Raw genomic sequence first — 26,408 nt, forward strand, 5'->3', positions numbered from 1 at the left:
GTCGTTTTCATTAATTCTTTGGTTTAATACGGTGAATAAATACAAACTGTAACCAAAGTCACTAAATGACACTAATTATCAGCTTAATTTTAGGTAATCGTACAAGGTGTATTTATTCAATCCCCTAAACCAAAATTAAAATAAATAGGTTGTTAGCTTGGGACTATTTAAAAGTCGAAAAGCTATTCATAAGAATTTTAGCAATAGGTGGGCAGTTTTTGAAGAAGAGTTATGGAGAGATATTTGAAAATTATAGGGGATGCCTATTACGGCTACTTTAATTACCTGGTCAATGAGATCATGTATCCGTCTTGGGGAAATTATTTCTGGTGGTTGGTGGGACTTTCTTTATTCGTTTGGTTGTTAGAGTTGGTGTTTCCATGGAGAAAAGGTCAGCCGGCCCTCAGAAAAGATTTTTGGTTAGATGGGTTTTATATGTTTTTCAATTTTTTCTTATTCTCACTGATTGCATTCAATGCAATCTCTAATGTAGCTGTGGAGGCATTCAATGATTTCTTGGGTCTTTTTGGTATCAAAAATGTTGTGGCCATAGAAATAAGTTCTTGGCCTGCCTGGGCGCAGTTTTTAACGCTCTTTATAGTGGCTGATTTTATTCAATGGAATGTGCATCGCCTATTACATCGGGTGCCTGCCTTTTGGGAGTTTCATAAAGTACACCATTCGGTGGAGCAGATGGGCTTTGCAGCTCATCTAAGATTTCATTGGATGGAAACCATTCTGTACAAAACAGCTCAATACATTCCCCTTGCCATGATCGGCTTTGGTTTAACGGATTTTTTTATCGTCCACATATTTGCCACAGCGATTGGTCACCTAAACCATGCCAACCTGAGAATAACCTATGGTCCTTTTAAATACCTACTTAACAATCCCATTATGCATATTTGGCACCATGCCAAGGATCTACCCAAAGGCATCTATGGAGTCAATTACGGGCTCACATTAAGTGTTTGGGATTATTTATTTGGTACAGCCTATATTCCCCACGAAGGAAGGGACATTCCATTAGGCTTTGATGGAGTGGAGAAATTCCCAAAAACTTTTTGGCAGCAAATAAGCTATCCTTTTAAGAAAAATAAAGTAGAGGGATAATACTTTGAATGGGGAGTTCACCTTTCAATTTAAAACCAACCGGATTGATTCTTTCCAGAATTATGGATGGAGATAAGGTGTTTTTGAGTATTAAATGAAACTATTGATAAAAAGTCTTTTGAAAAATGCCTAATCATAAAGAGTACTTCTTGTTTTATGGCTTTGTTGTTTAATTTTTTCTAAATACTACGATTTAGGCTTCTTTTTTGTAAGGTTTTTCCTATAGTGAAATATTGACTGCCTATATTTTATAAAACCTTGGAAATAATGACTTCCAAAGTTTTTTGACAAGAGGGATCTTGATTGCTTTATGCGGTATTCTTGTTGTTATAATAGCTTTAAGGATACAAAAGTTGAGGATAGAGCGAAGTGAATTTTATACAAAAAGCTTAAAAAAATGAGTAGAGGATTTGTGAAAGAAGATGATCAGGAAGAAATCCCACTGGTTCCCCCTAGGGCGGACTTACCTGCGGGAGTAGCGAATTATGTAACGCAAGCGGGTATGGAAGAACTGTTAGCGGAGAAGACCAGGCTAATAACGGAACGGGAGCTATTGGATATCAATGATGATAAAGATCGGAGAATTGCATTCAATCATATCAATGCAAAATTGAAATTGCTGAATGGAAGAATAAATAATGCAATTACTGTTGACTTAAGCAAACAGCCGCCTAATGTTGTTCGTTTTGGTGCAAAGGTAACCCTCAAAATAGACAAGGCCAAAGAAAATACAATATACCAAATCGTAGGGGTGGATGAAGCAGATGTTTCAAAAGGAAAGATCTCTTTTGTTTCTCCAATAGCAAAGTTACTTATGGATAAGAAAATTGGAGACCATGCAATTCTAGAATTGCCGAAAACGGAAAGAGTGTTTGAAATTGTGGACATTCAGTATTAAACAATTTCTTGCCCCCTTTCCCATCCATCGGTTGCTATAAATTATTCTTTAATCATTAATGTGCGCCATATTATTGCCTAAATGGTCTTGGAGATAATGGCTTTGAAGTAGGTCTCCTCCAAAATCGTTTTCCAAGTCCCTCATTACCGCATGAACATGGTTGGCATTGTTTTGAACATTGTCATATTCTATCAAAAGTCCTGCACCTTGAATACTGTAATAATGCGGATTGCCCACTTTATTGGTTTGAGATCCTGCCCAGGCAAAGGACATGTTTTCCCAACCTGTGCTTTTGATTCTATTGATTAATTGGCTGTGGTACTCAGTTGTGTATCGAGAAAGATAGATGCCAACAAGTCTCTTAAGTAATAGCAACTGATCCGCTTTCAAATCACTCCCCTTGATACCGCTTTGACTAAGTAATTTTGCTTTTCTATCATTACTGGTAATGATATCAGCGGGAGCTTTGTCTGCAAATAGGGCTTTTTCTTTCTGTGAATCACTCAAGGAGTGCAATAATTCAAAACCCATATTGGTTTCATCCGCCAATACTTGCCTGTCCATTTGTGGCCCTGTCAAGACAATACCCGGGTTGGACCCCATAAAGGAGGGTGTGGCGGAGGTAATGGTTCCCTCTGCAGAGGAGAAATTCAGGGACAAATGATGGCCTTCTAACCTCCAGCCCCAAGGCTTATTTGAGGAGGGTTTGCCAAAAACGCTAAAATGATAATTCAAAGGGTCTCTATAGGTATCATTTTCAGGCCTGTTTTCTACTTCACGCAATACATTTTCAAGTTCGATAATGGCCGCGGCTTTTTCTTGGCCTACGGTGCCCAAGGAAGCACGCATCAAATCCAGCGCTTGGCCGGTTTGTTCCGCATTGAAGTCATGAAAGGTTGGTCCCTTTCTTTCTCTGGGTACAAAGTGCCAGTTGAAGCGTTCGCTGTGGTCAAAAGGAAAACAGGCTTGTTTTTTCAATTCAGGATCAAGACTTTCAATAAATTGATTGGCTATCGAAGATAGGTCTTGAGCTTGGTTATTGATGGTAATGGACAACAACAAAAGAAGGGTGAAGAAGACGGTTTTCATAGGATAAAGCATTTGGATCGTATAAAAGTGGCAATTATTTATTTAATAACTTTTATTCCAGTAGATTTTTAAGTTTTTACTGGCTCTTCCTGAGGCTATTATTTCCGGTTTCCCATCTCCATCCAAATCTGCAACTTTTAAATCCTCGCAAGCCATACCATTCTTGTCCAGCCAATGCTTTTCCCATGATCCATCCTCTTGTGGAACCAATATTTTTATTCCCAAATCTCCATTATCATTGGGCTCTCTCCATCCCACCACAATTTGGTCCATGCCCATATTTAATAGGTCTCCGGTGGCTAAACCATGTCCTTGTTTCATGGCAGCTGTAAGCACTGTACGGTTTAAATTTCCCAAAGCAAATGGTTGATCCTCTTCAGAAGTATATACAGAAAGTGTAGGTCCATGAAAAGGTTCTACTCCGGTAAGGAATGGCTTGCCTTTGGCACCCTTACCTATGCGTATTTCACCAAAACCATACTCATTGATTAGCCAGCCTTCTTTGCTTCCCGACCTCCAATCACCATCTTCATAAGTGAAAGTTTTAACACCTTCTTTACCTCCGATATGCAATGCTTCCCCTTTTTCTCCGGGAACCGGATCCATATTATGGGTTACGTGCATACTCTGGTCAATTACCCAATTTTTCCATTGTCTCCCTTTTTCGTCCTCCTGTTCATAAGCAATGACCTTGACACCTTCTCCCGCACCTCCTTTGTTTCCTTGGCCATGTAAAGGCAAAACTACAAGATGAAACAAATCCTCTGCAGCCTTTACCCAGCGCATGCGGTGAACGGTAGGTTCATGGTGCAATTTAACAGGTTCCCAAGTTTGAGTTGGGTCATCTGGCCTGATAAGATAATGTACGGAGCCAGATTTTTGCTTTTTTACCGTCTCACTAGGGTTCCATTGGGCTCCAACAGCTACTTCCACTTTACCATCTCCATTTATGTCTCTTGCAGCAATGCAAACATTGTCAAATTCTGTGAGGTTTTCCACCATTACAAACCTTTGCCAATCACCATTTCTGTACCAAACAAATTCTTTTTTATCGGCCAATAAAATGTCAGGCTTTCCATCACCGTTCACATCTCCTATAGCTAGGCCATAGCCTATCTCTATTTTGCTGTCCAGGGTTTGTTCTTGAAATTGTGGTTCGGGGGAATCGTTTATTAAAACAGTTGAAAATAAATAGGTGAGCCAATGTATCATAGTTATCTTTCTTGGGTTACTGTTCCAATAAATTTAACTAAAAAAATGATAAATGGCTAAATTCTAATAAATAAGAATTTTAGGTTACTGATTGCCCGGTTTTAAGGAATAAACGAATGGCATCAGGGATGTCCACCTTTCCTTCTAATATTTCAAAAACCTGCTTGCCATCAATTCCATGATCCAACATGTGTATCAAGACAGCTGCAACATCTGCCCTTGAAATGCCTCCCTTTTCATTGAAAATATCTGACACTTTTATTTTCCCTGTGAAGGGGCCGTCAGTTAAACTGCCTGGTCTAATAATGGCATAAGGCAGGTTGGTAGCTTTGAGGTATTCATCCGCAGCTTTTTTGGCCAATAGATAGTGCTGCATGGTCTCATCCGCTTTTTCGGCATTCTCTGCCCCTCTGGAGCTCAGCATGACAAACTTTTTAATGCCATGTTTAATGGAATAATCTACACTTTTTATGGCTCCCTGTTTGTCTACCAAGTCCGTTTTGTCTTTTCCTGTTTTTGCACCGGATCCTGCTGCAAAAATCACCTTGTCTATATTTTGAAGGGCATGCTCAAAATTTTCTTCCAGATCAGCAATGACCGTAGAAATGCCCTTGCTTTCAAAATAATCCTCTTGAGATTTTTCCCGAATCATGGCCACAGGTGAATAATCTGAATGTGCTGCAAGGTTTTCGGACAATATCCTACCTATGTTGCCATTTGCTCCAATTATCAATACTTTTTCCATAGTTGTTTTAGTTTATTTGGAAACCGTCCAATAATTGTTCCAATCCTACCAATTATTTCGGATAGGGACTCAATATGCTGAAAATCTATTGCCTATTTCCATGGATTGGTGCCATGAAAAAATATGGGTTGTTGATGAGTAGCGTGAAATGTTGGTTTTAATTATGGAAAAACAATTGTCAATTTTTAAAAGGCTAATTAGAATAAGTGGATTTAGATTTTTTTTACTAATTCTAGGATGATTTTTTGCATTAAAGGTTCCGCTTTGGCAGCTGCCTGAAGAATATCTGTTAGGGCGATTTTCTTAATATTTCCCGGTGTGCATAGGTCCGTAATGGCGGAAAGAGCAAAAATTCTCATGCCTGATTGGACGGCAACGATTACTTCAGGGATAGTGCTCATTCCTACTGCATCTGCGCCAATTGTTCTCAGGTACCTGTACTCTGCCGGTGTTTCTAGGTTTGGCCCTTGAACTCCAGCATATACTCCTTTTCGCAAAGTTGTATGGTTCTTTTGATTTACTTGAAAGGCCAGTGAAATCATTTCTTTATCGTAGGCCTCACTCATGTCAGGAAAACGGTCCCCAAAAGCTTGCTCATGCCTTCCTCTCAATGGGTTTTCAGGAAAAAGATCAATGTGATCTTCTAAGACCATGACATCACCAATCTCAAACTCGGGGTTTAGTCCCCCTGAAGCATTAGATATCAACAAATGTTGAATACCTATCCTCTTCATCACTCTAATTGGGAAAGTGACTTCTTTCATCGTGTAGCCTTCATAGTAATGAAACCTGCCTTCCATAGCCAGTACAAGCTTCCCTCCAAATCTTCCAAGTATTAATTTGCCTTTATGAGAAGTGACTGTGGAGGTAGGAAAATGAGGTATTTCTTGATAAGGAATCTCTTTGATTAGCTCTATGTCATTGAGCAAACCTCCCAAGCCAGTTCCTAAAATAATCCCTATGAGCGGCTTGTCCACCAAAAATTCTTCTAAGAAATTTGCCGACACTTTGATTTTGTCTGAGTAATTGGTTTCAATACCTTTGTTATGCATAAACTTGTAAAAGATGAGAAGGTGAAAGTTGAAAAGTAACCCCTGTAAATATAGGTATAAGCCTTAAATATTTCTTTCTCAAAAAGGTGATTTCAATAAGAATGCTCCTATTCAGTGATTTAAAAAAGAAATAACTTTTGTGTTAATTTTTATTTGATTCACCCTCCAAGGAAAGTGAAAAGCTTTGGATGATCAGGTTTAGCATTGAAAATAAAACAGGAAAAACAGAAACTTTATAAGGAGCTCAATTGTAATATTGTATTAAATAAGTTTGTATGATTAAAATTATTGTCGGGACCAACCGTAAGAATGCGATTTCCGGTATCATTGCCAAAATATATCAGCAACTGTTGGCCCAGCATGGTGCCAAAGCAGAAGTTATCAGCCTTGCAGACCTTCCTGAAGATTTTGTTTTCACAGCCTTGTATGAACACAATGGTAAAAATAAAGCCTTCAATACCATTCACAATCAGATTAAAAGCGGTGATAAGTTTGTTTTTATTGTACCAGAATACAATGGTTCATTTCCCGGTATTCTAAAGTCATTTATTGATGGCATGACTTACCCAAATAGCTTTAATTCAAAAAAATGTGCTCTGGTCGGTATTTCTTCAGGTATCGGAGGCGGTGGCATTGCACTTAGCCACCTTACCGACATCTTCAATTACCTGGGTATGCATGTACTGGCCAACAAGATTAAATTGGCCAAAATAGAGGAAAATATGTCAAAGGAACATGTTACCAACAGGTTATATATGACCTTATTGAATGAGCAAGCAAAAATGTTGATTGACTTTTAAAAGTCAATCAACATTGTCATGCAAAAACCTGTTATTGCTTATGATTTCATTGTCATCATTCAGGTTGAATTTAGAAATACTTCTTTCTGAGCTGTGTTGCACCTCTTGAAGCTTCACCTTTTTCCTTAAATAAGCCGGCACTTCGATTTTTTCCTTAAATTCTTCCGGCGTCTGGTTTACAGATCGCATATGTCTCAATTTCTCAAACCTATCATGTGCTCTTTTTAGGGCTTTTGCCTTAATTTGCTCAAAATAATCAGATTGATTAATTGTTTGCGTTTCGGGTTGCTTGGCCTCTTCTTGTTTGGGTTCGGGTTTGTCAAATAAGGACAAAACCTTTTTTGGCTCAGCTGTGGGCTGGGGACTTACATATTCAAAATCTTCTGAATCCTCTGGACCTGCAGCATCCTTCCTGGTTTTCTCATTGGCAGGGTTTTCTGTTGGGGTTACATTATTGATCTCAGGCTCCTTTGTTTGGGGTGTTTCCTGGGCAGGTATGGTAGATTGTTGTACAGTAAAAGATACGGATTGTCCGGGGCTTGTGTTTTCCTCTTCTTTAGAAGTTTTACCGGACTCCAAATCAATTACCTTTTTGGTCTCACTGTCGTCTTTTTTATTACTATTGACTTTATCAGCTAGGGAATTGGTTTCAAAACCCGTAGCAATGACAGTAACCCTAATTCCTTTCTTAAGGTCTTGGTCGATGCCTTGACCAAAGATTACATCAGCCATGTCTCCTGCACGTTCCTGAATGTATTCAGTGATTTCCACAAGCTCGTCCATAGACAATTCTTCTTCCTCTCCAGACATGATGGAAAGTAGAATTTTTTCTGCGCCTTTGATGTCAACATTGTTGAGTAATGGAGAAGAGATCGCTCTTTCAGCGGCTTTGATAGCCCTGCCTTCTCCTTCTTCCATGGCTGAGCCCATCACTGCAGCTCCGGCATCTTTCATCACAGTTTTTACATCTTCGAAATCTACGTTAACATCTTGTGTTTCTGTGATGATTTCAGCGATGGATTTTGCCGCGGTACTCAATATATTATCTGCTTTACCGAATGCCTGACGAATCGGTAAATTTCCATAAATGTCGCGTAATTTATCATTCAGGATTACCAAAACGGTATCACAACTCTCCTTTAAAGATTCAATCCCTGCTTGGGCAGAAAATGTTTTTTTTCTTCCCTCGAAGATGAACGGGGCAGTAACAATACCTACTGTGAGGATATCCATGTCCTTGGCAATTTTTGCAATTACCGGCGCTGCTCCGGTACCAGTACCACCACCCATACCAGCTGTGATAAATACCATTTTCGTATTGTCCTCAAGAAGCTTTCTGATATCATCCTTGCTTTCCAGAGCAGCATTTTTTCCCCTTTCAGGATTGGCACCTGCACCTAATCCTTCGGTCAGGTGAGCTCCAATCTGAAGTTTTAATGGAACCGGACTGCTTTTTAGAGCCTGAGAATCCGTGTTGACTACCACAAATTCCACATCCTTTATCCCCTGATTAAACATGTGATTCACTGCGTTGGAACCACCTCCTCCTACACCGATGACCTTAATGATCGACCGGTGGTTTTTTTGAATATCAAATTTATAATCTTTCATGATGCTTGACATTTTTCCTCTATTGAATATATTTTTTACTTCTGATATTAATAATTCTCGGACTCGTCTCCGATATCATCAGTAATGAATCTCTTTAGCTTTTTGGTAATTGAACCGAAAATATCACTTCCACTTTGGTCTACACGGAAACTTTTCTTTTCTGTAGTAGGTTTTAAGCTTTCTTTTTGTCGGTAATTGTCTTCCCTGTCATCCAGCCCTCTAAAGCCTGCCAATACCAAGCCAACCGTGGTTGCATACATTGGACTTTTCACATCCTCTACCTTAGATTTACCTAGGTGTTCATTGGGATAACCTATCCTGGTGTCTAATCCGGTAATGTATTCGAAAAGTGGTCCTACTCCATGCAATAAAGAACCTCCACCGGTCAATACGATGCCTCCGGCCAGTTTCTTGTACACCCCACTGGTTGCAATCTCGGATTGGACCATTTCCACAATTTCTTCCATCCTTGCCTGAATGATTGAAGCAAGGTTTTTAACTGAAATTTCTTTAGGAGGCCTGTTACGCAAACCCGGTATCGATACGATTTCATTTGGATTGGCTTCCTCCGCTATGGCTTTTCCAAATTTGGTTTTCAGCAATTCTGCCTGATGTTGCATCACCATGCAGCCTTCTTTGATGTCTGCGGTAATTATATTTCCTCCAAATGGTATTACAGCCGTATGTCTAATAATATTGTCATAAAAAATGGCAACATCAGTGGTACCGCCTCCAATGTCTACCAGGCAAACTCCTGCTTCTTTATCCATGTCGCTAAGCACAGATAAAGAACTTGCCAAAGGCTCAAGGATCAAAGCTTTGGATTGTAAGTTGGCACGTTTTACACATCGGTCAATATTATTGATAGCGGCAGATTGAGCAGTGATGATATGGAAATGAGCTTCCATTCGTGCTCCGGACATCCCCACAGGGTCCCTGATGCCTTCCTCATAATCTATGGTATAGTCCTGAGGCATTACATGAATAATCCTGTTTCCCGGAGGTACCACTATGTTTTCCATGTCATTGGACAACCTGCGCACATCCTCAACTGTTATTTCTTCATCATTAGGGCTTCTAATGATTACACCGTGGTGAATCGAGCTACGTATGTGTTGGCCCGCAATCCCTACAATTACTTCCCCAATGTCTACATTAGACATTTCTGAGGCTTCATTTACTGCTTTGGTAATGGCATTGACAGTTTTGTCTATGTTGGTAACGATGCCCCTGATTACGCCATCAGAAACTGCTTTCCCCATTCCCAACACCTCTAGCTTACCATATTCGTTCTTTCGACCTATAATGGCACATATTTTCGTGGTGCCGATATCCAGTCCTACAATGAGTTTTTCGTTTTCCATAGCGCTAACAATTATTCACAAATAATTTGATCCTTATATTTTACATTTACCCTTGAATAAGTATTCCATCCTTTTTCAGGAAGAATTTGCTTATAATAGGTTTTGATTTTTCTAAACTTTAATTCAATCTCTTCCGGCTTCCCAAATTCAATGACCTGTTTTCCTACTTGCTGGTGCATATTGATATCTCCATTGGCAAGCAAATCCAAAGCACTTATTTGGGCGGACCAGAAAGGGTCTGTACTAATAAACCTAATCAATTCCAACAATGGTTTGTGTTCTACCGAAAGGTCACCTTCCTTTAATAATTCCTCAGCTTTTCTACCGGTTAGGATCAAAACCCTAGTGGTATAATTGGATGAGGTGGGAAGTATTTTTCCCGAGGAACTAATGTAGCCATCTGCTGCCATAGGCCGGACTATTCTGGCCATGGGAACGTGTTGACTTACTTTTACCATCAATGTCCCTTTCAAATCTTCATATGCCTCTGCCTTCTTCACAAAGGGATGCGCCTCTACCTTTTTTTCCACCTCATGAATGGAAACTTTCCCTTTTGTTGAATGGCCAAGTAATGCGGGAAAAGCATTGGTCAATAGTGCAGCGACTTCTTGTTCATCCACAAAATAGACATCGCTTACAGCCTCTACATAAACGTCGAGATTGGCAAGCGCACGCTCTTCTGTCTTATGCTCTGTAAAAGCAATAAACCCCAGCAATGTCATCCCCAATAATATCATCAGGAAGGACTTTTTAAATTTCCATCCCTTACGCTTTATCATTTTTTATCCAATTTTCAATTGGTTTTACCAAACGATCAATATCACCGGCACCTATTGTTACCAAAACTTCAGGCTTGTGCTGGTCCAAATGATCCAATAATTTATTCTTGCTCACCACTAACTTATTTGGGCTTGTTATCGCAGGAAGTAACATCTCTGAAGTTATTCCTTCAATAGGTAGCTCTCTGGCTGGGTAGATGTCCAATAGTATTACGGTATCTGCTATCGACAAGCTTTCTGAAAAGCCTTCCGCGAAATCACGAGTCCTGGTAAACAAATGGGGCTGAAATACAGCCGTTACTTTTTTATCCGGGTACATGGCCCTGATGGAAAGCAAAAATGCTTTAATCTCCTCCGGATGATGCGCATAATCGTCTATATAAGTAATATGTTCATTCGTGCAAATCTTTTCAAATCTTCGCTTTACCCCCTTATAAGTGGCAATACCCTCAATTATAGCTTCTTTTGAAAGTCCATAATGAATGGCTACAGCTACTGCCGCCAAAGCGTTTTCAATATTATGAAAGCCCGGAACACTCAATTCCAAACCGTCAATCCTAATTCCTTCGGCCACATAGTCAAAAGAAAATGTCCCTGTGCCTACCTTAATATTGTCAGCATGAATATTTCCTGATTCCAAGCTGTATTGATAGACTTGTGCTGCCCCCAAGTCTGCATGACTTATTTTTTGATAGGCATCTTGGTGAATGATTAATTTCCCATCGGGATGGGTAAGCCTGATAAAAGAAGCAAATCCCTCTTTCAGTTGTTCGGCATCACCATAAATATCTAAATGATCAGGATCAATACTGGTGACAATGCTTAAGTCAGGGTGGAGGTGAAGAAAGGAACGATCAAATTCATCTGCTTCCACTACTACCACCGGAGATTCAGTACTACCCTCATCGTGAAGGATTAAGTTGTTGCTATAATTTTGCGTCAGACCGCCTAAAAAAGCAGCCGTATTGTGACCTGAATTTTTTAGCAAGTGTGCTACCATGGAAGAAGTTGTGGTTTTCCCATGGGTGCCTGCTATGGCCACCGATTCCATGTTTCTAGTAATCAGTCCCAGTACTGCCGCCCGCTTTTTAATGACAAACCCATTGTTGTCAAAGAATTTGTACAAAGCGCTGCTTTGAGGTACAGCCGGAGTCCATACGATTAGTTTGTCGGCTCCGGAAGTCTTAAATGCTTCTGGCAGGGTTTCAACCCCATCAGTATATACAATTTGCATCCCTTCCTGAGATAGGGTTTCTGTAAGAGGTGATGGAGTTTTGTCGTAGCCGTAAACGGGTACTCCAATATGATTGAACCACCTGGCAATGGCACTCATTCCTATACCTCCTATACCTAGAAAAAAGACGCTATGTAAGTTTTTTAAATTCATTGGATCAATTCTTCCATTACTTTAACAATATCCTTGGCTGCCTCAGGCTTGGCCAGATTTTTTATGGCTTGAGACAACTGGTCTCGCTTTTCTTGGTTTTCTAGCAATGAATGTACCATGGATCCCAATTGGTCAATGGCTTGATCATCCTTCAAGAGCAAAGCGGCATTTTGAGAAACATATGCCATGGCATTTTTAGTTTGATGGTCCTCTGCTACGTTCGGAGATGGAACGAAAATTACAGGTTTTCCCACCAAACTTAGTTCAGAGACGGATAAGGCGCCGGATCGTGAAATCACCACGTCTGCTGCGGCGTAAGCCAAATCCATTTCCTTGATAAACTTCAAAGGATAAATACCTTTTACTTCGGCATCCTTTACTTGCCCCATTACTTTTTCATAATAGTATTTACCTGTTTGCCAAAGCACTTGGTAGCCTTTGGATTCAAAATCTTCCATTGAATGAAGCAAGGCTTGGTTGAGGGTTTTGGCACCCAAACTCCCTCCAATAGAGAGGAGGATGGGTTGATCAGGCCTAAGGCCAAAATGAGCCAAAGCTTTTTCCCTTTTATCTGCTACAGCCAAGATGTCTTTCCTTACCGGATTTCCTGTGTATTTGATTTTTGAAGCCGGAAAGTAACGCCCCATTTCAGGGTAGGCTACACAGATGGCTTCAGCATTTTTAGCCAGTAATTTATTCGTCAAGCCCGCATAACTGTTTTGCTCTTGGATCAGCGTGGGAAGTCCCTTACGCTGTGCCATAAAGAGTACAGGACCACTTGCATACCCTCCAACACCTACCACCAAATGCGGTTTAAAATTTTTTATAAGTTTTTTGGCTTTTTGTAAACTGCCTAATAATTTAAATGGAAAGTTTAAGTTCTCTAAAGTCAACCTCCGCTGGATCCCCGCTATCCTTAAGCCTTCTATTCTATAGCCTGCCTCAGGAACTTTTTGCATTTCCATCTTTCCTTCAGCACCCACAAATAAGACTTCACTTTCGGGGTATTTTTCATTCCATGCCTTGGCAATAGCAATGGCAGGATAGATATGGCCACCGGTGCCACCTCCGCTAATAATGATTCGATATGTTTCTTCAGCTTTATTCAATGTTTCAAGCTACTTTAACTTTTCTAGGAACCGATTTTTGTTCATTTATAAAGGCATCTTCATGATCACCCCTGCTAATACTCAATATAATACCAAGTGAAATGCCTGTGAATATTAAGGAGGTTCCTCCCATACTCACCATGGGCAATGGTAAACCTGTAATGGGTACCAGTCCCACCGCTACTCCCATATTAATCATGGCTTGAATGACCAGTGAGAAGCTCAAACCTGCCGATAACAAGCCGCCAAATGGTCTGGTAGATATGGCAACTACACGCATGCCGCGATAGAGCAATGCCAGGTAAAGAAAAAGGACAAAACCGCCTCCAATCATGCCGTATTCTTCCACGATGATGGCATATATAAAATCTGAATAAGGGTGGGGAAGAATGTTCCTTTGTTCACTGTTTCCCGGACCTTTGCCCGAAATACCTCCCGTGGCAATGGCTATATAAGAATGCTTCGCTTGAAAAGGGATCTCTGCAGGATCGTCATTCATGAATCTTTCAATCCTTGAAAAGAAAACCCCACCTCTTTGCCCCATTAAAATGGCCGTGGTAAGCACTAAGGCACCTACCATACATACGACCAAAAGATATTTTAAGGGAACACGACCAATAAACATAAGCAATAGACATGTGGACAGTAACATGACAGCTGTAGACATATTGGCTATGGCAATGAGCAAACAAATGGTGCCTATCCAAATGATAATCGGGATAAATGTTCCTTTAATATCTGTAATCCTTCTTTGCCTTTTTGCCAACATGCCTGCTACGGCAGAAATAAGTGCCAGTTTTGCCAAATCGGATGGCTGAAAGGCTTGATTGATAATAGGAACAGTAAGCCATCTGTTGGCCTCATTAATAGTAGATCCAAAGAGGTAAGTGATCATAAGCAAAGGAACACTTACCCAAAGTGCAAAAAGGCTCAACTTTGAGAAATACTTATAAGGAATGTTATGCACGGCCCACATAACCACTATACTGGCAAAGATCAAGGCACTGTGCTTGAAAAGGTAGACTTCTGTATTGCCTCCCATTTTTCTATAAGCAAGGGAACCTGTAGCTGAATACACAGCCAAGATGCTAATCAAAGACAATAGCAAGACGATTCCCCAGATTACCGGGTCGCCTTTTAAATTGTCTTCTAGCCAGATTTTTACTTTAATCATTTATATTTTTTTTTAATGTAATTACGGCCTCCTTGAATTGATCCCCTCTGTCCTCATAATTGTTGAACAAGTCAAAACTGGCACATGCCGGAGATAGTAAGGCCACATCTCCTGCACTCCCATTTTCCAATGACCACTGCACCGCTTCTCTGATATCTTCAGTAGTTAAAATGCGTGGTATTTTCCCGGAAAAAGCAATCTTCAGCTTTTCGTTGTCCTTACCCAAACAGATCAGCAGCTTGACATGATCAATAACTTTGTCCTCCAGCAACTGATAATCATTTCCTTTGTCCACGCCGCCGGCAATCCAGATGATTGGTTCCTGAAAAGCCCCAAGGGCAAATGCCGTAGCATCAACATTGGTGCCTTTACTGTCATTGATAAACTTTATTCCCTTTATGGTGGCAACCTGTTCCATTCTATGGGATGCATTGACAAAATCTTTGAGTGAGGGACCGATTTTTTCCATTTCGACTCCCGCTAATAATACGCACATTGTTGCTGCGAGAGAATTGATAAAATTATGTTCTCCTTTAAGCACCATTTCATGGGTAGGCCAAGACCAAGTAAGTCCATTTATTTTTAAATTCAATTGATCACCTTCAATGTATCCCTTAGTCCCCTTAAGTTTTTCAAGTCCGATTGGAACCTTTTTTGGCTTGCCTTTTTGGCTTTTCATGGCCTCCGAGATGTTGATGTCAGGCTCAAAGAATATGAAATGATCTTGTGCATCCATCTTGTCGGTAAGCTTCATTTTTGCTGCTGCATATTCTTCAAGAGAATAATGATACCTGTCCAGATGGTCCGGGCTAATATTCAATAGCACCGCTATGGAAGGCTTTAATTTAATAAAACCTTCAATTTGAAAACTACTTACTTCTAACACCCACCAGCTATGATCTGTATCCACTAATTGCAAGGCCCAGCTTTGTCCAACGTTTCCCCCTAGTCCTACATCCATTCCAGCACTTTTCATCATGTGATAAATGAGTAAGGATGTGGTGGTTTTTCCATTGGTACCTGTAATGGCAATTACTTTTCCTTTTGAAAAGCGATAAGCAAACTCCAGTTCATCTATCACAGGAATACCTGCCGCCATTAGCTTCACAACTAGAGGAGCACTAAATGGTATACCCGGGGATTTGATGACCGTTTGCGCATCCAAAAGAAGGTTGATGCTATGCTGTCCTTCTTCAAAAGCGATCTTTTTTTCATTAAAGGTCTTCTTTTTGTCAGCAGCAATCTTTCCTGCATCAGACACAAAAACCCTGTGCCCATGCTTATGGGCCAATAAAGCAGCGCCAAAGCCACTTTCACCGGAGCCTAAAATAACTGTCTTCTGCATTTACCTTAACTTTAATGTTGCCAATGCCATGATCGCAAACAAGATTCCCAAAATCCAAAACCTTACGGTAATCTTTGCTTCAGGAATATTCATTTTTTGATAGTGGTGGTGCAATGGGGACATCAAAAAGACCCTTTTGCCTTCACCAAATTTTTTCTTGGTATATTTAAAATAACTGACCTGAATTATGACTGAAAGTAATTCAATAAGAAATATGCCACACAATACAGGAAGTAGTAATTCTTTTCTTAAAGTGAGGGATAACACGGCGATTACTCCTCCAATCATTAGGCTTCCGGTGTCACCCATAAAAACTTGTGCCGGGTAAGAATTGTACCATAAAAAGCCTACGCATGCTCCCACAAAGGCAGAGCAGAAAATCACCAGTTCACCCGAATAAGGGATAAACATCACATTTAAGTATTGGGAAAAAGTGACATTTCCACTGATATAGGCATATATGGCAATAGTTAGTCCAATTATGGCCGATGTTCCTGCTGCCAAACCATCAATTCCATCTGTTATGTTGGCTCCGTTAGAAACGGCCGTTACCACAAAGATCACAAGGATGATATACAATATTGGTGTAAAATTGTCTCCCAAGAATCCGAAAACCACATCATAATTGAGCTCATTGTTTTTGAGAAATGGTATGGTCGTTTTCATGGATTTCACATCTTCATAGGAAGGGGTAGCAACAACTCCTTCTTCAATAGATACACTTTCCTGAAATTCCCTAATCACCACATCTTCATGAAAGTATAAGGTGATACCAACGATAATTCCTATGCTAACCTGGCCTACAATCTTAAATTTACCGGCCAAACCTTCTTTGTTTTTTCTAAAAACCTTGATATAATCATCCAAAAAGCCAATTCCTCCCAACCAAAGTGTAGTCACCAGCAAAAGGATAATGTATACATTGTAGATATCAGCAAACAAAAGGGTAGGGATTACTATGGCAGCCATGATCATGATTCCTCCCATGGTAGGTGTGCCCTTTTTTTCAAGTTGGCCCTGAAGCCCAAGCTCTCTTACCGTTTCTCCAATCGATTTTTTCCTAATCCAATCGATAATGGTTTTTCCAAGGGTAATGGTGATTAGCAGGGAAACCAATGCGGCCATGCCTGCCCTAAAGGAGATGTACTTGAATACACCTGCTCCGGGCAAATCAAAAGTTTGGTCGATATAGTCAAAAAGGTGGTATAGCATCTTAATCCCTGGATAAAAGCTTTAAAAATTCACTCACTATTTTTTTATCGTCAAAGGGATGTTTCACCCCTTTTATTTCTTGGTAGGTTTCATGACCTTTTCCTGCAATCAGCACGATATCTCCCGGTTTAGAAAGGTGGCAAGCGGTTTTAATAGCTGACTTTCTGTCTTCCATTGACAATATTTTCCTTTGGTCTATAGGGCTTAATCCTTCTTCCATTTCATGTATGATGGTCATTGGCTCTTCGTCCCGTGGATTGTCAGAAGTAAGGATGACCTTCTCACTAAATTTACATGCAATTTTAGCCATGATAGGTCTTTTGCTCTTGTCCCGATTGCCTCCACAGCCTATTACTGTGATGAGGGTCTCTGTTCCGGTTCTCAGTTTTTGGATGGTTTTCAATACATTCTCCAAGGCATCGGGTGTGTGGGCATAATCTATTATGGCTGTGATACCTCCTTGCACAATAAGGTCAAATCTACCTACAGCGCCTTTTAACATGGATAGCTGCCGCAAGACCTCATCTTCATTTTCCCCTAACAATTGGGCTACACCCAAAACTCCCAAAAGATTATAGGCATTGAATTCTCCGGAAAGCCTGAACCATACAGGCTTCCCATCCAAGTCCATCTCCAACCCTTGTATGGAATTGTCAATGATACGGGCTTTAAAGTCCGCAGGGTATTTCAAAGCAAAAGTGTATTTTTTTGCTTTGGAGTTTTGCACCATCACCAAACCTCTTTTGTCATCCGCATTGACAAGAGCAAAAGCTTCTTTCGGCAACTCATCAAATAATTTTTTCTTGGCTGAGATATAATGACTGAAGTCACCGTGATAATCCAAATGATCATGGGAGAGGTTAGTAAATAAGGCGCCTGCAAACCTTAGTCCGGCAGTTCTTTCCTGAACGATGGCATGTGAACTCGCTTCCATAAAGCAATGAGAACAACCTTCATTCAGCATCTCCACTAGTAATTCATTGATAGAAATCACATCAGGAGTAGTGTGGCTTGCAGGAATAATTTTATCCTTTATTTTATTCTCAACCGTGGAAATCAAGCCGGCAGAATAACCCATTTCTGTATACAATTGATGCAACAAAGTAACCGTGGTTGTTTTACCATTGGTACCCGTAACGGCAACAACTTTTATTTTTTCAGAAGGGTGATCATAAAAGTTGCTAGCCATTAATCCCAAAGATTTTGCTGCATCAATTACCTGAACATAGCTGACGTCATCTACCAGGTTTTCCGGGAGCTGCTCACATACTATCGCCTTGGCCCCTTTTTCAATTGCCTTCTCTATATAAGCATGACCGTCTACCTGCGTCCCACGTATGGCAATGAAAACAGCACCCAAGTTGACATTCCTACTATCAAATGTCAATTGGCTGACCATTACTTCCATATTTCCTTTGGTGGAGACTAGGGAGACTTTGTACAATATGTCCTTTAACTGTTGGCTCAACTCAATGATAATTTTATGATTTGGTCATTTTTAAAGGGAGTGCCTTTGGATAAGGATTGAGCGCTAACTCTTCCTGAACCTGAAAATTGCACTCTCAGCCCTTTGTTTTCTAAAATATATAAGGCATCTCTTAAGGTCATGCCGGTAACATCAGGTACCAAGGGTTTTTCGACTGTATTACCAACCCATTGAATGGACTTGTTGGAAATACTCGATTTTACCCAGGTTTCACTGCCTGAATAATGGTTGGATATACCCATGCTGTTGCAGATCATTTGCAACTCAGCAGCTTTCCCGGCTTTGATATAAGGGAATTCCCCATTGTCTGCATGTTGAATATTTTCATCCTTGGTTTCAATTTGCTGGATGTTCATGTCTTGTGCATAAATTTTATCTGCAATTTCCTTAAAAACCGGAGCCGAAATATCCCCACCATAAGCATTGAAACCTTTGGGGCTATCAATGACCACTATGGCGCTGTATTTAGGTTTTTCTGCAGGAAAATAACCTACAAATGAAGTGTAATATTTTTGGGTATACCTGCCGTTGATTAATTTCTGTGCAGTTCCCGTCTTACCCGCAATAGAATAAGTCTCGGTAGAAATATTTCTAGCGGTACCTTTTTCAACCACTCCTTTGAGAAGATCCTGAAGAGTATTGATCGTTTTTTTGGAGGCAATACTTTTAGTCAATGTTTCAGTTTCAAATTCTTCTTCAATGCTATTGCCTCTTGAGATTTGTTGCACAATCATTGGTTTTACCATTCTCCCTCCATTGGCAACGGCATTGTATAAGGTTAGCGTCTGCAGTGGAGTGATTTTAATTTCATAACCAATAGACATCCAAGGCAAGGTGGTACCGTACCAATTTTTATCATCAGGATGCTTGAAATAGGGGACACCCTCACCTTTAAGTTGAAACCCAAGAGGTTTGTCAAGCTTTACTTTTTCTATATAATCGATAAATCTTTGGGGCTGATGACCAAAATGTCCATCTACCAACTTAGAGATGCCAACATTTGATGATTTTTCAAATACTTCCCGAATACTTAGCATGCCATAGCCACCACGCTTGGCATCTCTCATGTACCGATCGTAAAATTTATAACTGCCATTTCCGGTATCCACACTGTCGTTTAAGTTGATCTTGCCTTCTTCCAACAAGGCCATCATTGATAGCAACTTGAAAGTGGATCCCGGCTCTGTCAATCCTTGTTCTCCTACGGCATAATTGTAATATTCACCATAACCGTAAGACTGTTTGTTTTTCTCCAAATTGGCAATGGCTTTAATATGCCCGGTGGCTACTTCCATTACAATCACTGAGCCGAAGGCAGCATCTTTGTTGATAAGCTGTTTTAAGAGCACAGATTCTGCTACATCCTGAATATTGACGTCTAGGGTGGTGACTATGTCAAAGCCATCCGTAGGTTTGATGTCATCTGCATCATGTAGAGGCTTCCAACTTCCACCAACGATCTTTTGAAACAAAGCTTCTCCGTTTCTTCCCTGTAAATATTCATTAAAACTGTATTCCAAACCCGCTCCATACTGATCTTCATTTAAAAAGCCTACTGTTCTTCCGGCTAAATTTTTAAATGGACGATATCGTTTGTCATTCTTCTCGAATATAACACCACCTCCCATTCTTCCTTTTTTAAAGATGGGCCAAGTGGACATGGTCAATTTTTCTTGATAGTTTATTTGTCTCCTATTAAGAATCAAGTACTTTTTACCATCATTCCGAGCGTCTAGAATCATTCTTTTGTAAGCATTCGCAGACCGATCCTTGTAGAAGGCAGCCAAGTTTCTGGAAAGTGAGTCTACACTTGATTTCCAGTCAGGGCTTTTATCAATGGAAGGATCGAGAGCCACTCTATAAAAAGGAAGGCTCGTAGCCAAAAGGCTACCCTCTGCACCATAGATATTTCCCCTGGTGGCTTTTACCGGCCGGTATTGCAAATTGATTTCCTCAGACAATTGTGCCCACTTGTCACCCTCAACAACTTGTATTACACCAATTCTATAAAAAATAGAAATGGCAATAAGTGTTACTGCCAAAAAGGAAAGCCTTACACGGAGCAATATGGATTTTTTAATGTTCACTTTTCCAATATTAATTTCTGAGGCGGTTCTTCAATTTCTATGATGCCTAGGGGCTGAATTTTCTTTGCTACTTCAGACTGTTTGCTTGCATACATGTATTCTGCTTCCAAGGTGGTAACATCGGCCCGAAGGTCTTCTACTTCTTGTTGGAGTCGATCTATTTTTCTAATGGTATTTTCTGCTTTATAATTACTCCATATATAAAACATGGCCAAAAAAGAAGCATACAGCAGGGGGAGAACCAATTTTATTGGAACATTTTCTCCCACGATCGAACGCATATCAAGCTTTTGCTCTATAAAAGCAAAAGGGTTGAATTTTGATTTTTTTTGTTCCCGGGAGGACTTAATCGGCTTTTTGAATGTATTTCTTCCCATGATCAAAGTTTTTTAGCGATTCTCAACTTGGCACTTCTTGCTCTTTTATTGGTTTCTATTTCTTCCTGAGCTGCTATGATTGGCTTTCTACTGACCGGCTCAAGTGGTCGGACAGGGTTGCCATAAAAATCTTTTTCAAGTTCACCATGAAGTTTTCCTTTGGTGATGATGTTTTTAACCAAACGGTCCTCCAGGGAATGATAACTCATGATGACCAATCTCCCGTCTTTTTTTAACAAATTGGTACTTTGTTCAAGCATCTCTTCCAACGCAATCATTTCCTGATTTACTTCTATCCGCAATGCCTGAAACACCTGAGCTGAATATTTAGCATATTTTCCTCGGGGAGCATATTTGTCCAACAAATTTTTAAATTCCTGAATGGATTCAAAAGGTGTATTGGCTCTGGTGGAGACAATAGCTCTGGCAAGGGTTTTGGCATTTTTTATTTCCCCGTAAATACCGAAAATCTTATGAAGAGATTGCTCATCATAGGTGTTCAAAATACTGGCAGCAGAAAGATCGCCTGATTGACTCATCCGCATGTCTAGTTTCCCCTCAAATCTTGTGGAAAAACCCCTTGAAGGCTCGTCTATTTGATGAGAAGAAACTCCCAAATCTGCCAAAATACCATCTACTTTATCTATGCCATATATTTTTAAGTACCGACGTAAATCACGAAAATTCGCCATGACAAAAGTAAAGTTTTCATCATCCGGAGCATTTTTTTCTGCATCAGGATCCTGATCAAAACCATACAAGTGTCCCTTGTCCAGCATTTTCAAAATCCCACGAGAATGCCCTCCCCCGCCAAAGGTCAGGTCTACGTAGATGCCATTGGGGTTAATGTTTAACCCTGAAAGGCATTCCTCAAGCATTACGGGAATATGATATGCTGTATTATGCACTTCTACCTAAGAACTTTTTGTTTAAATCACTGAATTTTTCTTCCTCTTTACCCATGAACTCATCATAACATTCCGGGTTCCAAATCTCAATCTTTGTTCCTATGCCGATCACAATGGCTTCCTTTTCCAGTTTAGCGTGACGTAACATGGTTTTGCTGATAACAAATCTACCTGTGGCATCTAAGTCTACCGGAGATTCTCTTCTAAAAAAAGATCTCTTGAAAAACCTTACCTCATCATCTGTGTCGTCTAGGCTAGCAAGTTTGTTATGGTCTTTCTTTACTTCGACCATTGGGATCAATTCAAGACATGGCTCCAAACCTTTGCGCAGCATCATCTCCTGACCCAAGGATTCAGGTATTAATGCCTTCATTTTTGAAGGCAAAACCAACCTGCCCTTGGCATCTAGTTTACACTCAAACTCACCGGTGAATGATGCCATATCTGATCTTCCTGCTAATTGATTACAAAAGTAGTAAATAGCTAAACACTTTTTACCACTTTGCCCCACTTTTTACCACATTGCTATAAAAGTATCCAAAACTAACTAGAAACACAATTATTTTACAAAAAAATAAAAGCATTGGTGGGTGCTTGCAATTGGCTAAAAATCAGCCGTTAATAGGGGGGTAATCCTAAGTTAGATGTAATTTAGGTCGGATTTTAAGGAAGTTCCGAACTTATAAATTGATAAGAAATTGACATTACATTAAAGTGGGAGGAATTCCCGTAAGTTTTCAGTTTTTTTAGGATAGGAAGGCTTTAAGCCTTATTTTTTCCTTTCAATGGTATAGGTCACCAGTGTTGTCAAAGAATTTTTGAAAGGAGACTCGGGAAAGTTTTCCAAGAGGGCCAATGCTTCTTGATAATAATTGTTCATTATTTTCTGTGCATATTCAAGGCCACCGGATTTTTTTACAAAATCTATAATTTCGTTGATCGTCCCTTTGTTCTCACTCTTATTCCTGATTTTGTAAATTATTTTTTTTCTGTCTACCCAAGAAGCATTTTGCAAGGCATAGATAAGGGGGAGGGTCATTTTTTTCTCCTTAATGTCTATTCCAACAGGTTTTCCAACCACATCTTCCCCATAGTCAAAAAGGTCATCCTTGATTTGAAAAGCCATGCCTACTTTTTCTCCGAAAAGCCGCATTTTTTCGATGTTTTCTTCGCTTGACCCGGTGGTGGCAGCGCCCACTGCACAACAAGAGGCAATAAGGCTGGCAGTTTTTTGACGGATGATTGTGTAGTAAACCTCTTCAGTAATGTCAAGCTTTCTGGCTTTTGAGATTTGTAAAAGTTCACCTTCGCTCATTTCCTTAACCGCATTGGAAACAATCTTAAGTAGGTCAAAATCACCATTGTCTACACTCAATAGTAGACCCCTTGATAAGAGATAATCTCCTACCAAAACAGCAATTTTATTTTTCCATAAGGCATTGATAGAGAAAAATCCTCGTCTATAATTAGCATCATCCACCACATCATCATGCACAAGGGTGGCTGTATGCAATAACTCGATTAAAGCGGCACCTCGGTAGGTAGATTCTGAAATCGAACCACTCACTCCAGCCGTCAAGAAAACAAACATCGGACGCATCTGTTTTCCCTTTCTTCGGACGATATACTGTGTGATATGATCCAATAATTTCACTTTACTTTGCATGAAAGTGCGAAATTTCTTTTCAAAATCGGCCATCTCGGTGGCTATCGGGGCTTGTATCTGCTTTAAATCTTGATTCATTTGAGCTTTAGATGTTGCAATAATACAATCTATTCCACCATTGACAAAGCCGGTCAAATGATAATTCTGCAAATGAATTCTATTTTTGGTTATCTTTGATCAACTAAACTACATAAACTTGACCGACGACTATATCAAACACCAGTATGAACCGATACTTCCGAAGAAGGATGAATGGCCTGTGGTAAAATTAAGTAAAAGCCGCAAAGCATTTATCCAACAGGTAGTGGGGTCTAGTGTTAGAAATATTAAAGGGCTTACCGGCAACCAGTTACCGGCAATAAAAGAAGGGCTTGAAGTCACTCTTTTTAGAGAAAGGATGAGGATCAAACAGAATTCCTGGGCAGTAGACCCGGAAGATGAAGAGGAATTTTGGGCGGAAGTAAAGGCCTCTCTTCTGGCCATGGATGCCGACCAACAGCTTGATGATCAAAAAAAGAAAGCCCGGTATTATGAAGTGTTAACTCGCATCACCACCAGGTATGCTGAAGAAATAGCAAGCAATTTTAAACACAGCCATTACAAATTGACAAGGAGGCTGGTCTCCTTTGGCTTTTCCCGTTTATTGAATACTTCGAGAGTTAAAGGTTTCAAATCCATTTTTAGTAACCAATACAGGCTTCAGGATAAAATTCAAATCATTGGAGAGACTGATCAAATAAGAGATTTGGCATCTAAGGGTACCATTGTTATGGTGCCTACTCACTTTAGTAATTTAGATAGCATTTTAATTGGTTGGACCATTAGTACCTTGGGATTGCCCCCATTTATTTATGGTGCTGGATTAAACCTCTTCAATATAGGGATTTTTGCCTACTTTATGAATGCCTTAGGTGCCTATAAAGTGGACAGGAGGAAGAAGAATCAAATCTACCTTGAAACTTTAAAAACGTATTCCAGAGAAGCCATTCAATTTGGCTGTCACAGTCTCTTTTTTCCCGGAGGAACACGTTCACGAAGCGGAAATATTGAATCCAAGGTTAAACTTGGTTTGCTTAGTACAGCTATTGAAGCACAACGTTCAAACTATCAGAAAGGGAATAATGACAATGGAAAAGTTTTTATTGTACCCGTCACGATCAACTACCATTTTGTCTTAGAAGCCCCAAGTTTAATCAAGGAGCATTTGGATTATACAGGACAGGAAAGGTATTATAGTGAATCGGATGAGTTTTCTACCTCCTACAAAATTTCTAAGTTTTTGGTGAAATTTTTTACTAAGGGGTCAGATATATCTGTTTCCATAGGTAAAGCCATGGATATTTTAGGTAATTATGTGGATTCAGAGGGGAACAGCAGAGATGAGCATGGGAGAAGTATCGATTGTAAGGATTATTTTATGCTGGATGGGAAAGTAAATGTGGATTTGCAACGCGAGGAAGAGTATAGTAAGAAATTAGGTACGCGAATTGTTGAAGAATTCCACAAAATAAACAGGGTTTTTAGCAGTCATATAGTTGCATTTACCGCATTCCGATTGCTGAAAAAAGAAAACAATAAATTGGACCTTTTTAGTTTGCTTAGGCTTCCGGAAGAGGACCTTTCTTTACCTTATGACACCTTCAAAGAGGCTTGTTCTCGGGTTTTGGAGAGAATCAAGCAGCTGAGAGAGGAGGGTGCAGTGCACATGGCGCCTCACTTAAATGCCGACTTGGAAGAAATCATTCAGCACGGTTTGCGAAATGTGGGTATGTACCATGCAAAGAGACCCCTAAGGAAGAACGAGGAGGGGGATATTGTTACTGAAGATATAAGTTTATTGTACTATTACCATAACAGACTTGATGGATATGAATTGGAAAAAATCATCTGAAAATAAACCGGTAGGCGTTATTGGAATCGGTAGTTTCGGAACGGCAATTTCTAATTTGTTGGCTGAAAAAAACAATGTTTTGGTTTATGCCAGAGACGAGGCGGTGGTGAAAGCCATTAATGAGACCCACATGGTAAAAAACAGGAAATTAGCTGAAAGTGTTCGCGCGACCACTGACCCGGAGATGATTTGTGATTCCTGCGATGTCATGTTTCCAATGGTACCTTCTGCAGCTTTCCGAGAAGTGATGATAAGGTTTGCCCCTTTTCTTCATCCTTACCATTTTTTAATCCATGGCACCAAAGGACTTTCACTTAGTCTTCCGGAGGGTAAAGATTTGGGCAATATCAAAAAAATCAGGCGAAAGAATATTTCGACCATGAGTGAGGTGATTTTGGAAGAGACTGTGGTGGAAAGAATAGGGTGTTTGGCCGGGCCAAATCTGGCCAAAGAACTCTTGGAAAACCAGCCGGGAGCCACCGTAATTGCAAGTAGATACAATGAGGTGATTAGGGAAGGACAGCGACTTTTGCGTTCTGATAATTTTCAAGTTTACGGGAATTCAGACATTGTAGGGGTAGAACTATCAGGAGTTTTAAAGAATATTATAGCGATTGCTTCAGGTGCTTTGTCAGGTCTAGGATTGGGAGATAATGCCAAAGGGCTTTTAATTTCTAGAGGTATGGTGGAATTGGTTTATCTAGGTAAAGCTATGGGAGGAAGCACCCAATCATTTTTAGGGCTAGCAGGTGTGGGTGATTTAGTTACAACTTGTAATTCCACTCTTTCAAGAAACTATACCTTAGGCTATCGATTGGCCAAAGGAGAAAAGCTTACAGATATTGTGGCAGATATGGAGGAGGTTGCGGAAGGTGTCAATACTGTGAAATTGATAAATTTATTCCTAGAATCTACCGATCTGAGGGCCCCCATCGCAGAAAACCTTCACAAAGTTTTATTTGAGGATTTAAAAGTAGAAGATGCACTGCAAAACCTCATGAAAATCCCGATCTATACGGATATTGATTTTTTTAATTAAAACCTTTCACCATATCATAGATGAGAATTGGTTAATTCTTTTGACTATATTTGTTTAAAGACAG

At 40.0% G+C, this 26,408-nt stretch carries 23 protein-coding genes; 5 read left to right on the plus strand and 18 right to left on the minus strand.

The window, feature by feature from the left end:
- The first annotated feature begins 231 nt into the window (after positions 1-231).
- Both ACYVHJ_RS19130 and ACYVHJ_RS19135 read left to right on the plus strand, forming a co-directional pair.
- Positions 232-1,113, plus strand: coding sequence for a sterol desaturase family protein (locus ACYVHJ_RS19130; protein WP_460518033.1), 882 nt, complete (start codon positions 232-234; stop codon positions 1,111-1,113).
- 397 nt (positions 1,114-1,510) lie between these two features.
- Positions 1,511-2,011, plus strand: coding sequence for a GreA/GreB family elongation factor (locus tag ACYVHJ_RS19135; RefSeq protein WP_460518036.1), 501 nt, complete (start codon positions 1,511-1,513; stop codon positions 2,009-2,011).
- Positions 2,012-2,059: 48 nt separating this feature from the next.
- On the opposite strand, the gene ACYVHJ_RS19140 is transcribed toward ACYVHJ_RS19135, so the two are convergent.
- The 4 genes from ACYVHJ_RS19140 to ACYVHJ_RS19155 all read right to left on the minus strand — a co-directional run bounded on the left by ACYVHJ_RS19140 (position 2,060) and on the right by ACYVHJ_RS19155 (position 6,109).
- Positions 2,060-3,100: a DUF3500 domain-containing protein gene (locus tag ACYVHJ_RS19140; protein WP_460518039.1), complete on the minus strand. Its 1,041-nt coding sequence runs from the start codon at positions 3,098-3,100 to the stop codon at positions 2,060-2,062.
- A gap of 42 nt (positions 3,101-3,142) precedes the next feature.
- Entirely contained in the window at positions 3,143-4,312 is a 1,170-nt protein-coding gene (locus tag ACYVHJ_RS19145; protein WP_460518042.1) for an FG-GAP repeat domain-containing protein, read from the minus strand.
- A 79-nt stretch (positions 4,313-4,391) separates the two neighbouring features.
- Positions 4,392-5,057 carry an SDR family oxidoreductase gene (locus ACYVHJ_RS19150; protein WP_460518046.1) on the minus strand — a complete coding sequence of 222 codons (666 nt, stop codon included), beginning with the start codon at positions 5,055-5,057 and terminating at the stop codon, positions 4,392-4,394.
- Between the two features lie 212 nt (positions 5,058-5,269).
- Positions 5,270-6,109: a purine-nucleoside phosphorylase gene (locus ACYVHJ_RS19155; RefSeq protein WP_460518049.1), complete on the minus strand. Its 840-nt coding sequence runs from the start codon at positions 6,107-6,109 to the stop codon at positions 5,270-5,272.
- A gap of 275 nt (positions 6,110-6,384) precedes the next feature.
- On the opposite strand from ACYVHJ_RS19155, the gene ACYVHJ_RS19160 reads away from it, so the two are divergent.
- A complete protein-coding gene (locus ACYVHJ_RS19160) occupies positions 6,385-6,909 on the plus strand; it encodes an NADPH-dependent FMN reductase (RefSeq protein WP_339901673.1) in 525 nt (174 codons plus the stop codon).
- A 3-nt stretch (positions 6,910-6,912) separates the two neighbouring features.
- On the opposite strand, the gene ftsZ is transcribed toward ACYVHJ_RS19160, so the two are convergent.
- From ftsZ to ACYVHJ_RS19230, 14 genes are all read right to left on the minus strand, one after another.
- The gene (gene ftsZ, locus ACYVHJ_RS19165; RefSeq protein ID WP_460518052.1) at positions 6,913-8,520 is read right to left on the minus strand and encodes a cell division protein FtsZ; all 1,608 of its coding nucleotides are present in this window, start codon (positions 8,518-8,520) and stop codon (positions 6,913-6,915) included.
- Positions 8,521-8,567: 47 nt separating this feature from the next.
- Positions 8,568-9,884, minus strand: coding sequence for a cell division protein FtsA (ftsA, locus tag ACYVHJ_RS19170; RefSeq protein ID WP_460518055.1), 1,317 nt, complete (start codon positions 9,882-9,884; stop codon positions 8,568-8,570).
- 11 nt (positions 9,885-9,895) lie between these two features.
- Entirely contained in the window at positions 9,896-10,663 is a 768-nt protein-coding gene (locus ACYVHJ_RS19175; RefSeq protein ID WP_460518058.1) for a cell division protein FtsQ/DivIB, read from the minus strand.
- Entirely contained in the window at positions 10,650-12,050 is a 1,401-nt protein-coding gene (gene murC / locus ACYVHJ_RS19180; RefSeq protein ID WP_339901668.1) for a UDP-N-acetylmuramate--L-alanine ligase, read from the minus strand. The genes ACYVHJ_RS19175 and murC overlap by 14 nt, the downstream gene beginning before the upstream one ends.
- Positions 12,047-13,159, minus strand: coding sequence for a UDP-N-acetylglucosamine--N-acetylmuramyl-(pentapeptide) pyrophosphoryl-undecaprenol N-acetylglucosamine transferase (gene murG / locus ACYVHJ_RS19185; protein WP_460518062.1), 1,113 nt, complete (start codon positions 13,157-13,159; stop codon positions 12,047-12,049). The genes murC and murG overlap by 4 nt, the downstream gene beginning before the upstream one ends.
- A gap of 4 nt (positions 13,160-13,163) precedes the next feature.
- Positions 13,164-14,333 carry an FtsW/RodA/SpoVE family cell cycle protein gene (locus ACYVHJ_RS19190; RefSeq protein WP_339901664.1) on the minus strand — a complete coding sequence of 390 codons (1,170 nt, stop codon included), beginning with the start codon at positions 14,331-14,333 and terminating at the stop codon, positions 13,164-13,166.
- The gene (gene murD, locus ACYVHJ_RS19195; RefSeq protein WP_339901662.1) at positions 14,326-15,678 is read right to left on the minus strand and encodes a UDP-N-acetylmuramoyl-L-alanine--D-glutamate ligase; all 1,353 of its coding nucleotides are present in this window, start codon (positions 15,676-15,678) and stop codon (positions 14,326-14,328) included. The genes ACYVHJ_RS19190 and murD overlap by 8 nt, the downstream gene beginning before the upstream one ends.
- A complete protein-coding gene (gene mraY / locus ACYVHJ_RS19200) occupies positions 15,679-16,890 on the minus strand; it encodes a phospho-N-acetylmuramoyl-pentapeptide-transferase (protein ID WP_460518067.1) in 1,212 nt (403 codons plus the stop codon).
- A 1-nt stretch (position 16,891) separates the two neighbouring features.
- Positions 16,892-18,358, minus strand: coding sequence for a UDP-N-acetylmuramoyl-L-alanyl-D-glutamate--2,6-diaminopimelate ligase (locus ACYVHJ_RS19205; protein WP_460518070.1), 1,467 nt, complete (start codon positions 18,356-18,358; stop codon positions 16,892-16,894).
- Positions 18,355-20,463 carry a penicillin-binding protein gene (locus ACYVHJ_RS19210; RefSeq protein WP_460518074.1) on the minus strand — a complete coding sequence of 703 codons (2,109 nt, stop codon included), beginning with the start codon at positions 20,461-20,463 and terminating at the stop codon, positions 18,355-18,357. The genes ACYVHJ_RS19205 and ACYVHJ_RS19210 overlap by 4 nt, the downstream gene beginning before the upstream one ends.
- A complete protein-coding gene (locus ACYVHJ_RS19215; RefSeq protein WP_339901655.1) occupies positions 20,460-20,840 on the minus strand; it encodes an FtsL-like putative cell division protein in 381 nt (126 codons plus the stop codon). The genes ACYVHJ_RS19210 and ACYVHJ_RS19215 overlap by 4 nt, the downstream gene beginning before the upstream one ends.
- A gap of 2 nt (positions 20,841-20,842) precedes the next feature.
- Positions 20,843-21,748 (minus strand): 16S rRNA (cytosine(1402)-N(4))-methyltransferase RsmH, encoded by a 906-nt coding sequence (gene rsmH, locus ACYVHJ_RS19220; RefSeq protein ID WP_339901654.1) that lies wholly within the window; start codon positions 21,746-21,748, stop codon positions 20,843-20,845.
- Positions 21,741-22,190 (minus strand): division/cell wall cluster transcriptional repressor MraZ, encoded by a 450-nt coding sequence (mraZ, locus tag ACYVHJ_RS19225; protein WP_339901652.1) that lies wholly within the window; start codon positions 22,188-22,190, stop codon positions 21,741-21,743. The genes rsmH and mraZ overlap by 8 nt, the downstream gene beginning before the upstream one ends.
- Before the next feature lie 327 nt (positions 22,191-22,517).
- Complete coding sequence (locus ACYVHJ_RS19230) at positions 22,518-23,492, minus strand: polyprenyl synthetase family protein (protein WP_339901674.1); 975 nt, start codon at positions 23,490-23,492, stop codon at positions 22,518-22,520.
- Between the two features lie 118 nt (positions 23,493-23,610).
- On the opposite strand from ACYVHJ_RS19230, the gene ACYVHJ_RS19235 reads away from it, so the two are divergent.
- Both ACYVHJ_RS19235 and ACYVHJ_RS19240 read left to right on the plus strand, forming a co-directional pair.
- Entirely contained in the window at positions 23,611-25,305 is a 1,695-nt protein-coding gene (locus tag ACYVHJ_RS19235) for a 1-acyl-sn-glycerol-3-phosphate acyltransferase (protein ID WP_460518079.1), read from the plus strand.
- The gene (locus tag ACYVHJ_RS19240; protein ID WP_339902512.1) at positions 25,283-26,344 is read left to right on the plus strand and encodes an NAD(P)H-dependent glycerol-3-phosphate dehydrogenase; all 1,062 of its coding nucleotides are present in this window, start codon (positions 25,283-25,285) and stop codon (positions 26,342-26,344) included. Before ACYVHJ_RS19235 ends, ACYVHJ_RS19240 begins: the two co-directional genes overlap by 23 nt.
- Positions 26,345-26,408: the final 64 nt, after the last annotated feature.

The sequence above is a fragment of the Cyclobacterium sediminis genome, from assembly GCF_054781075.1.

Coding starts and splice junctions, on each gene's coding strand:
- murD (WP_339901662.1), bottom strand. CDS start 15,678: ATGCAGAAGACAGTTATTTTAGGCTCCGGTGAAAGTGGCTTTGGCGCT.
- murC (WP_339901668.1), bottom strand. CDS start 12,050: ATGAATTTAAAAAACTTACATAGCGTCTTTTTTCTAGGTATAGGAGGT.
- ACYVHJ_RS19140 (WP_460518039.1), bottom strand. CDS start 3,100: ATGAAAACCGTCTTCTTCACCCTTCTTTTGTTGTTGTCCATTACCATC.
- ACYVHJ_RS19155 (WP_460518049.1), bottom strand. CDS start 6,109: ATGCATAACAAAGGTATTGAAACCAATTACTCAGACAAAATCAAAGTG.
- ACYVHJ_RS19190 (WP_339901664.1), bottom strand. CDS start 14,333: ATGATTAAAGTAAAAATCTGGCTAGAAGACAATTTAAAAGGCGACCCG.
- ACYVHJ_RS19240 (WP_339902512.1), top strand. CDS start 25,283: ATGAATTGGAAAAAATCATCTGAAAATAAACCGGTAGGCGTTATTGGA.
- ACYVHJ_RS19230 (WP_339901674.1), bottom strand. CDS start 23,492: ATGAATCAAGATTTAAAGCAGATACAAGCCCCGATAGCCACCGAGATG.
- ftsZ (WP_460518052.1), bottom strand. CDS start 8,520: ATGAAAGATTATAAATTTGATATTCAAAAAAACCACCGGTCGATCATT.
- ACYVHJ_RS19135 (WP_460518036.1), top strand. CDS start 1,511: ATGAGTAGAGGATTTGTGAAAGAAGATGATCAGGAAGAAATCCCACTG.
- ACYVHJ_RS19215 (WP_339901655.1), bottom strand. CDS start 20,840: ATGGGAAGAAATACATTCAAAAAGCCGATTAAGTCCTCCCGGGAACAA.
- ACYVHJ_RS19145 (WP_460518042.1), bottom strand. CDS start 4,312: ATGATACATTGGCTCACCTATTTATTTTCAACTGTTTTAATAAACGAT.
- ftsA (WP_460518055.1), bottom strand. CDS start 9,884: ATGGAAAACGAAAAACTCATTGTAGGACTGGATATCGGCACCACGAAA.
- ACYVHJ_RS19175 (WP_460518058.1), bottom strand. CDS start 10,663: ATGATAAAGCGTAAGGGATGGAAATTTAAAAAGTCCTTCCTGATGATA.
- ACYVHJ_RS19150 (WP_460518046.1), bottom strand. CDS start 5,057: ATGGAAAAAGTATTGATAATTGGAGCAAATGGCAACATAGGTAGGATA.
- ACYVHJ_RS19160 (WP_339901673.1), top strand. CDS start 6,385: ATGATTAAAATTATTGTCGGGACCAACCGTAAGAATGCGATTTCCGGT.
- mraZ (WP_339901652.1), bottom strand. CDS start 22,190: ATGGCATCATTCACCGGTGAGTTTGAGTGTAAACTAGATGCCAAGGGC.
- mraY (WP_460518067.1), bottom strand. CDS start 16,890: ATGCTATACCACCTTTTTGACTATATCGACCAAACTTTTGATTTGCCC.
- ACYVHJ_RS19130 (WP_460518033.1), top strand. CDS start 232: ATGGAGAGATATTTGAAAATTATAGGGGATGCCTATTACGGCTACTTT.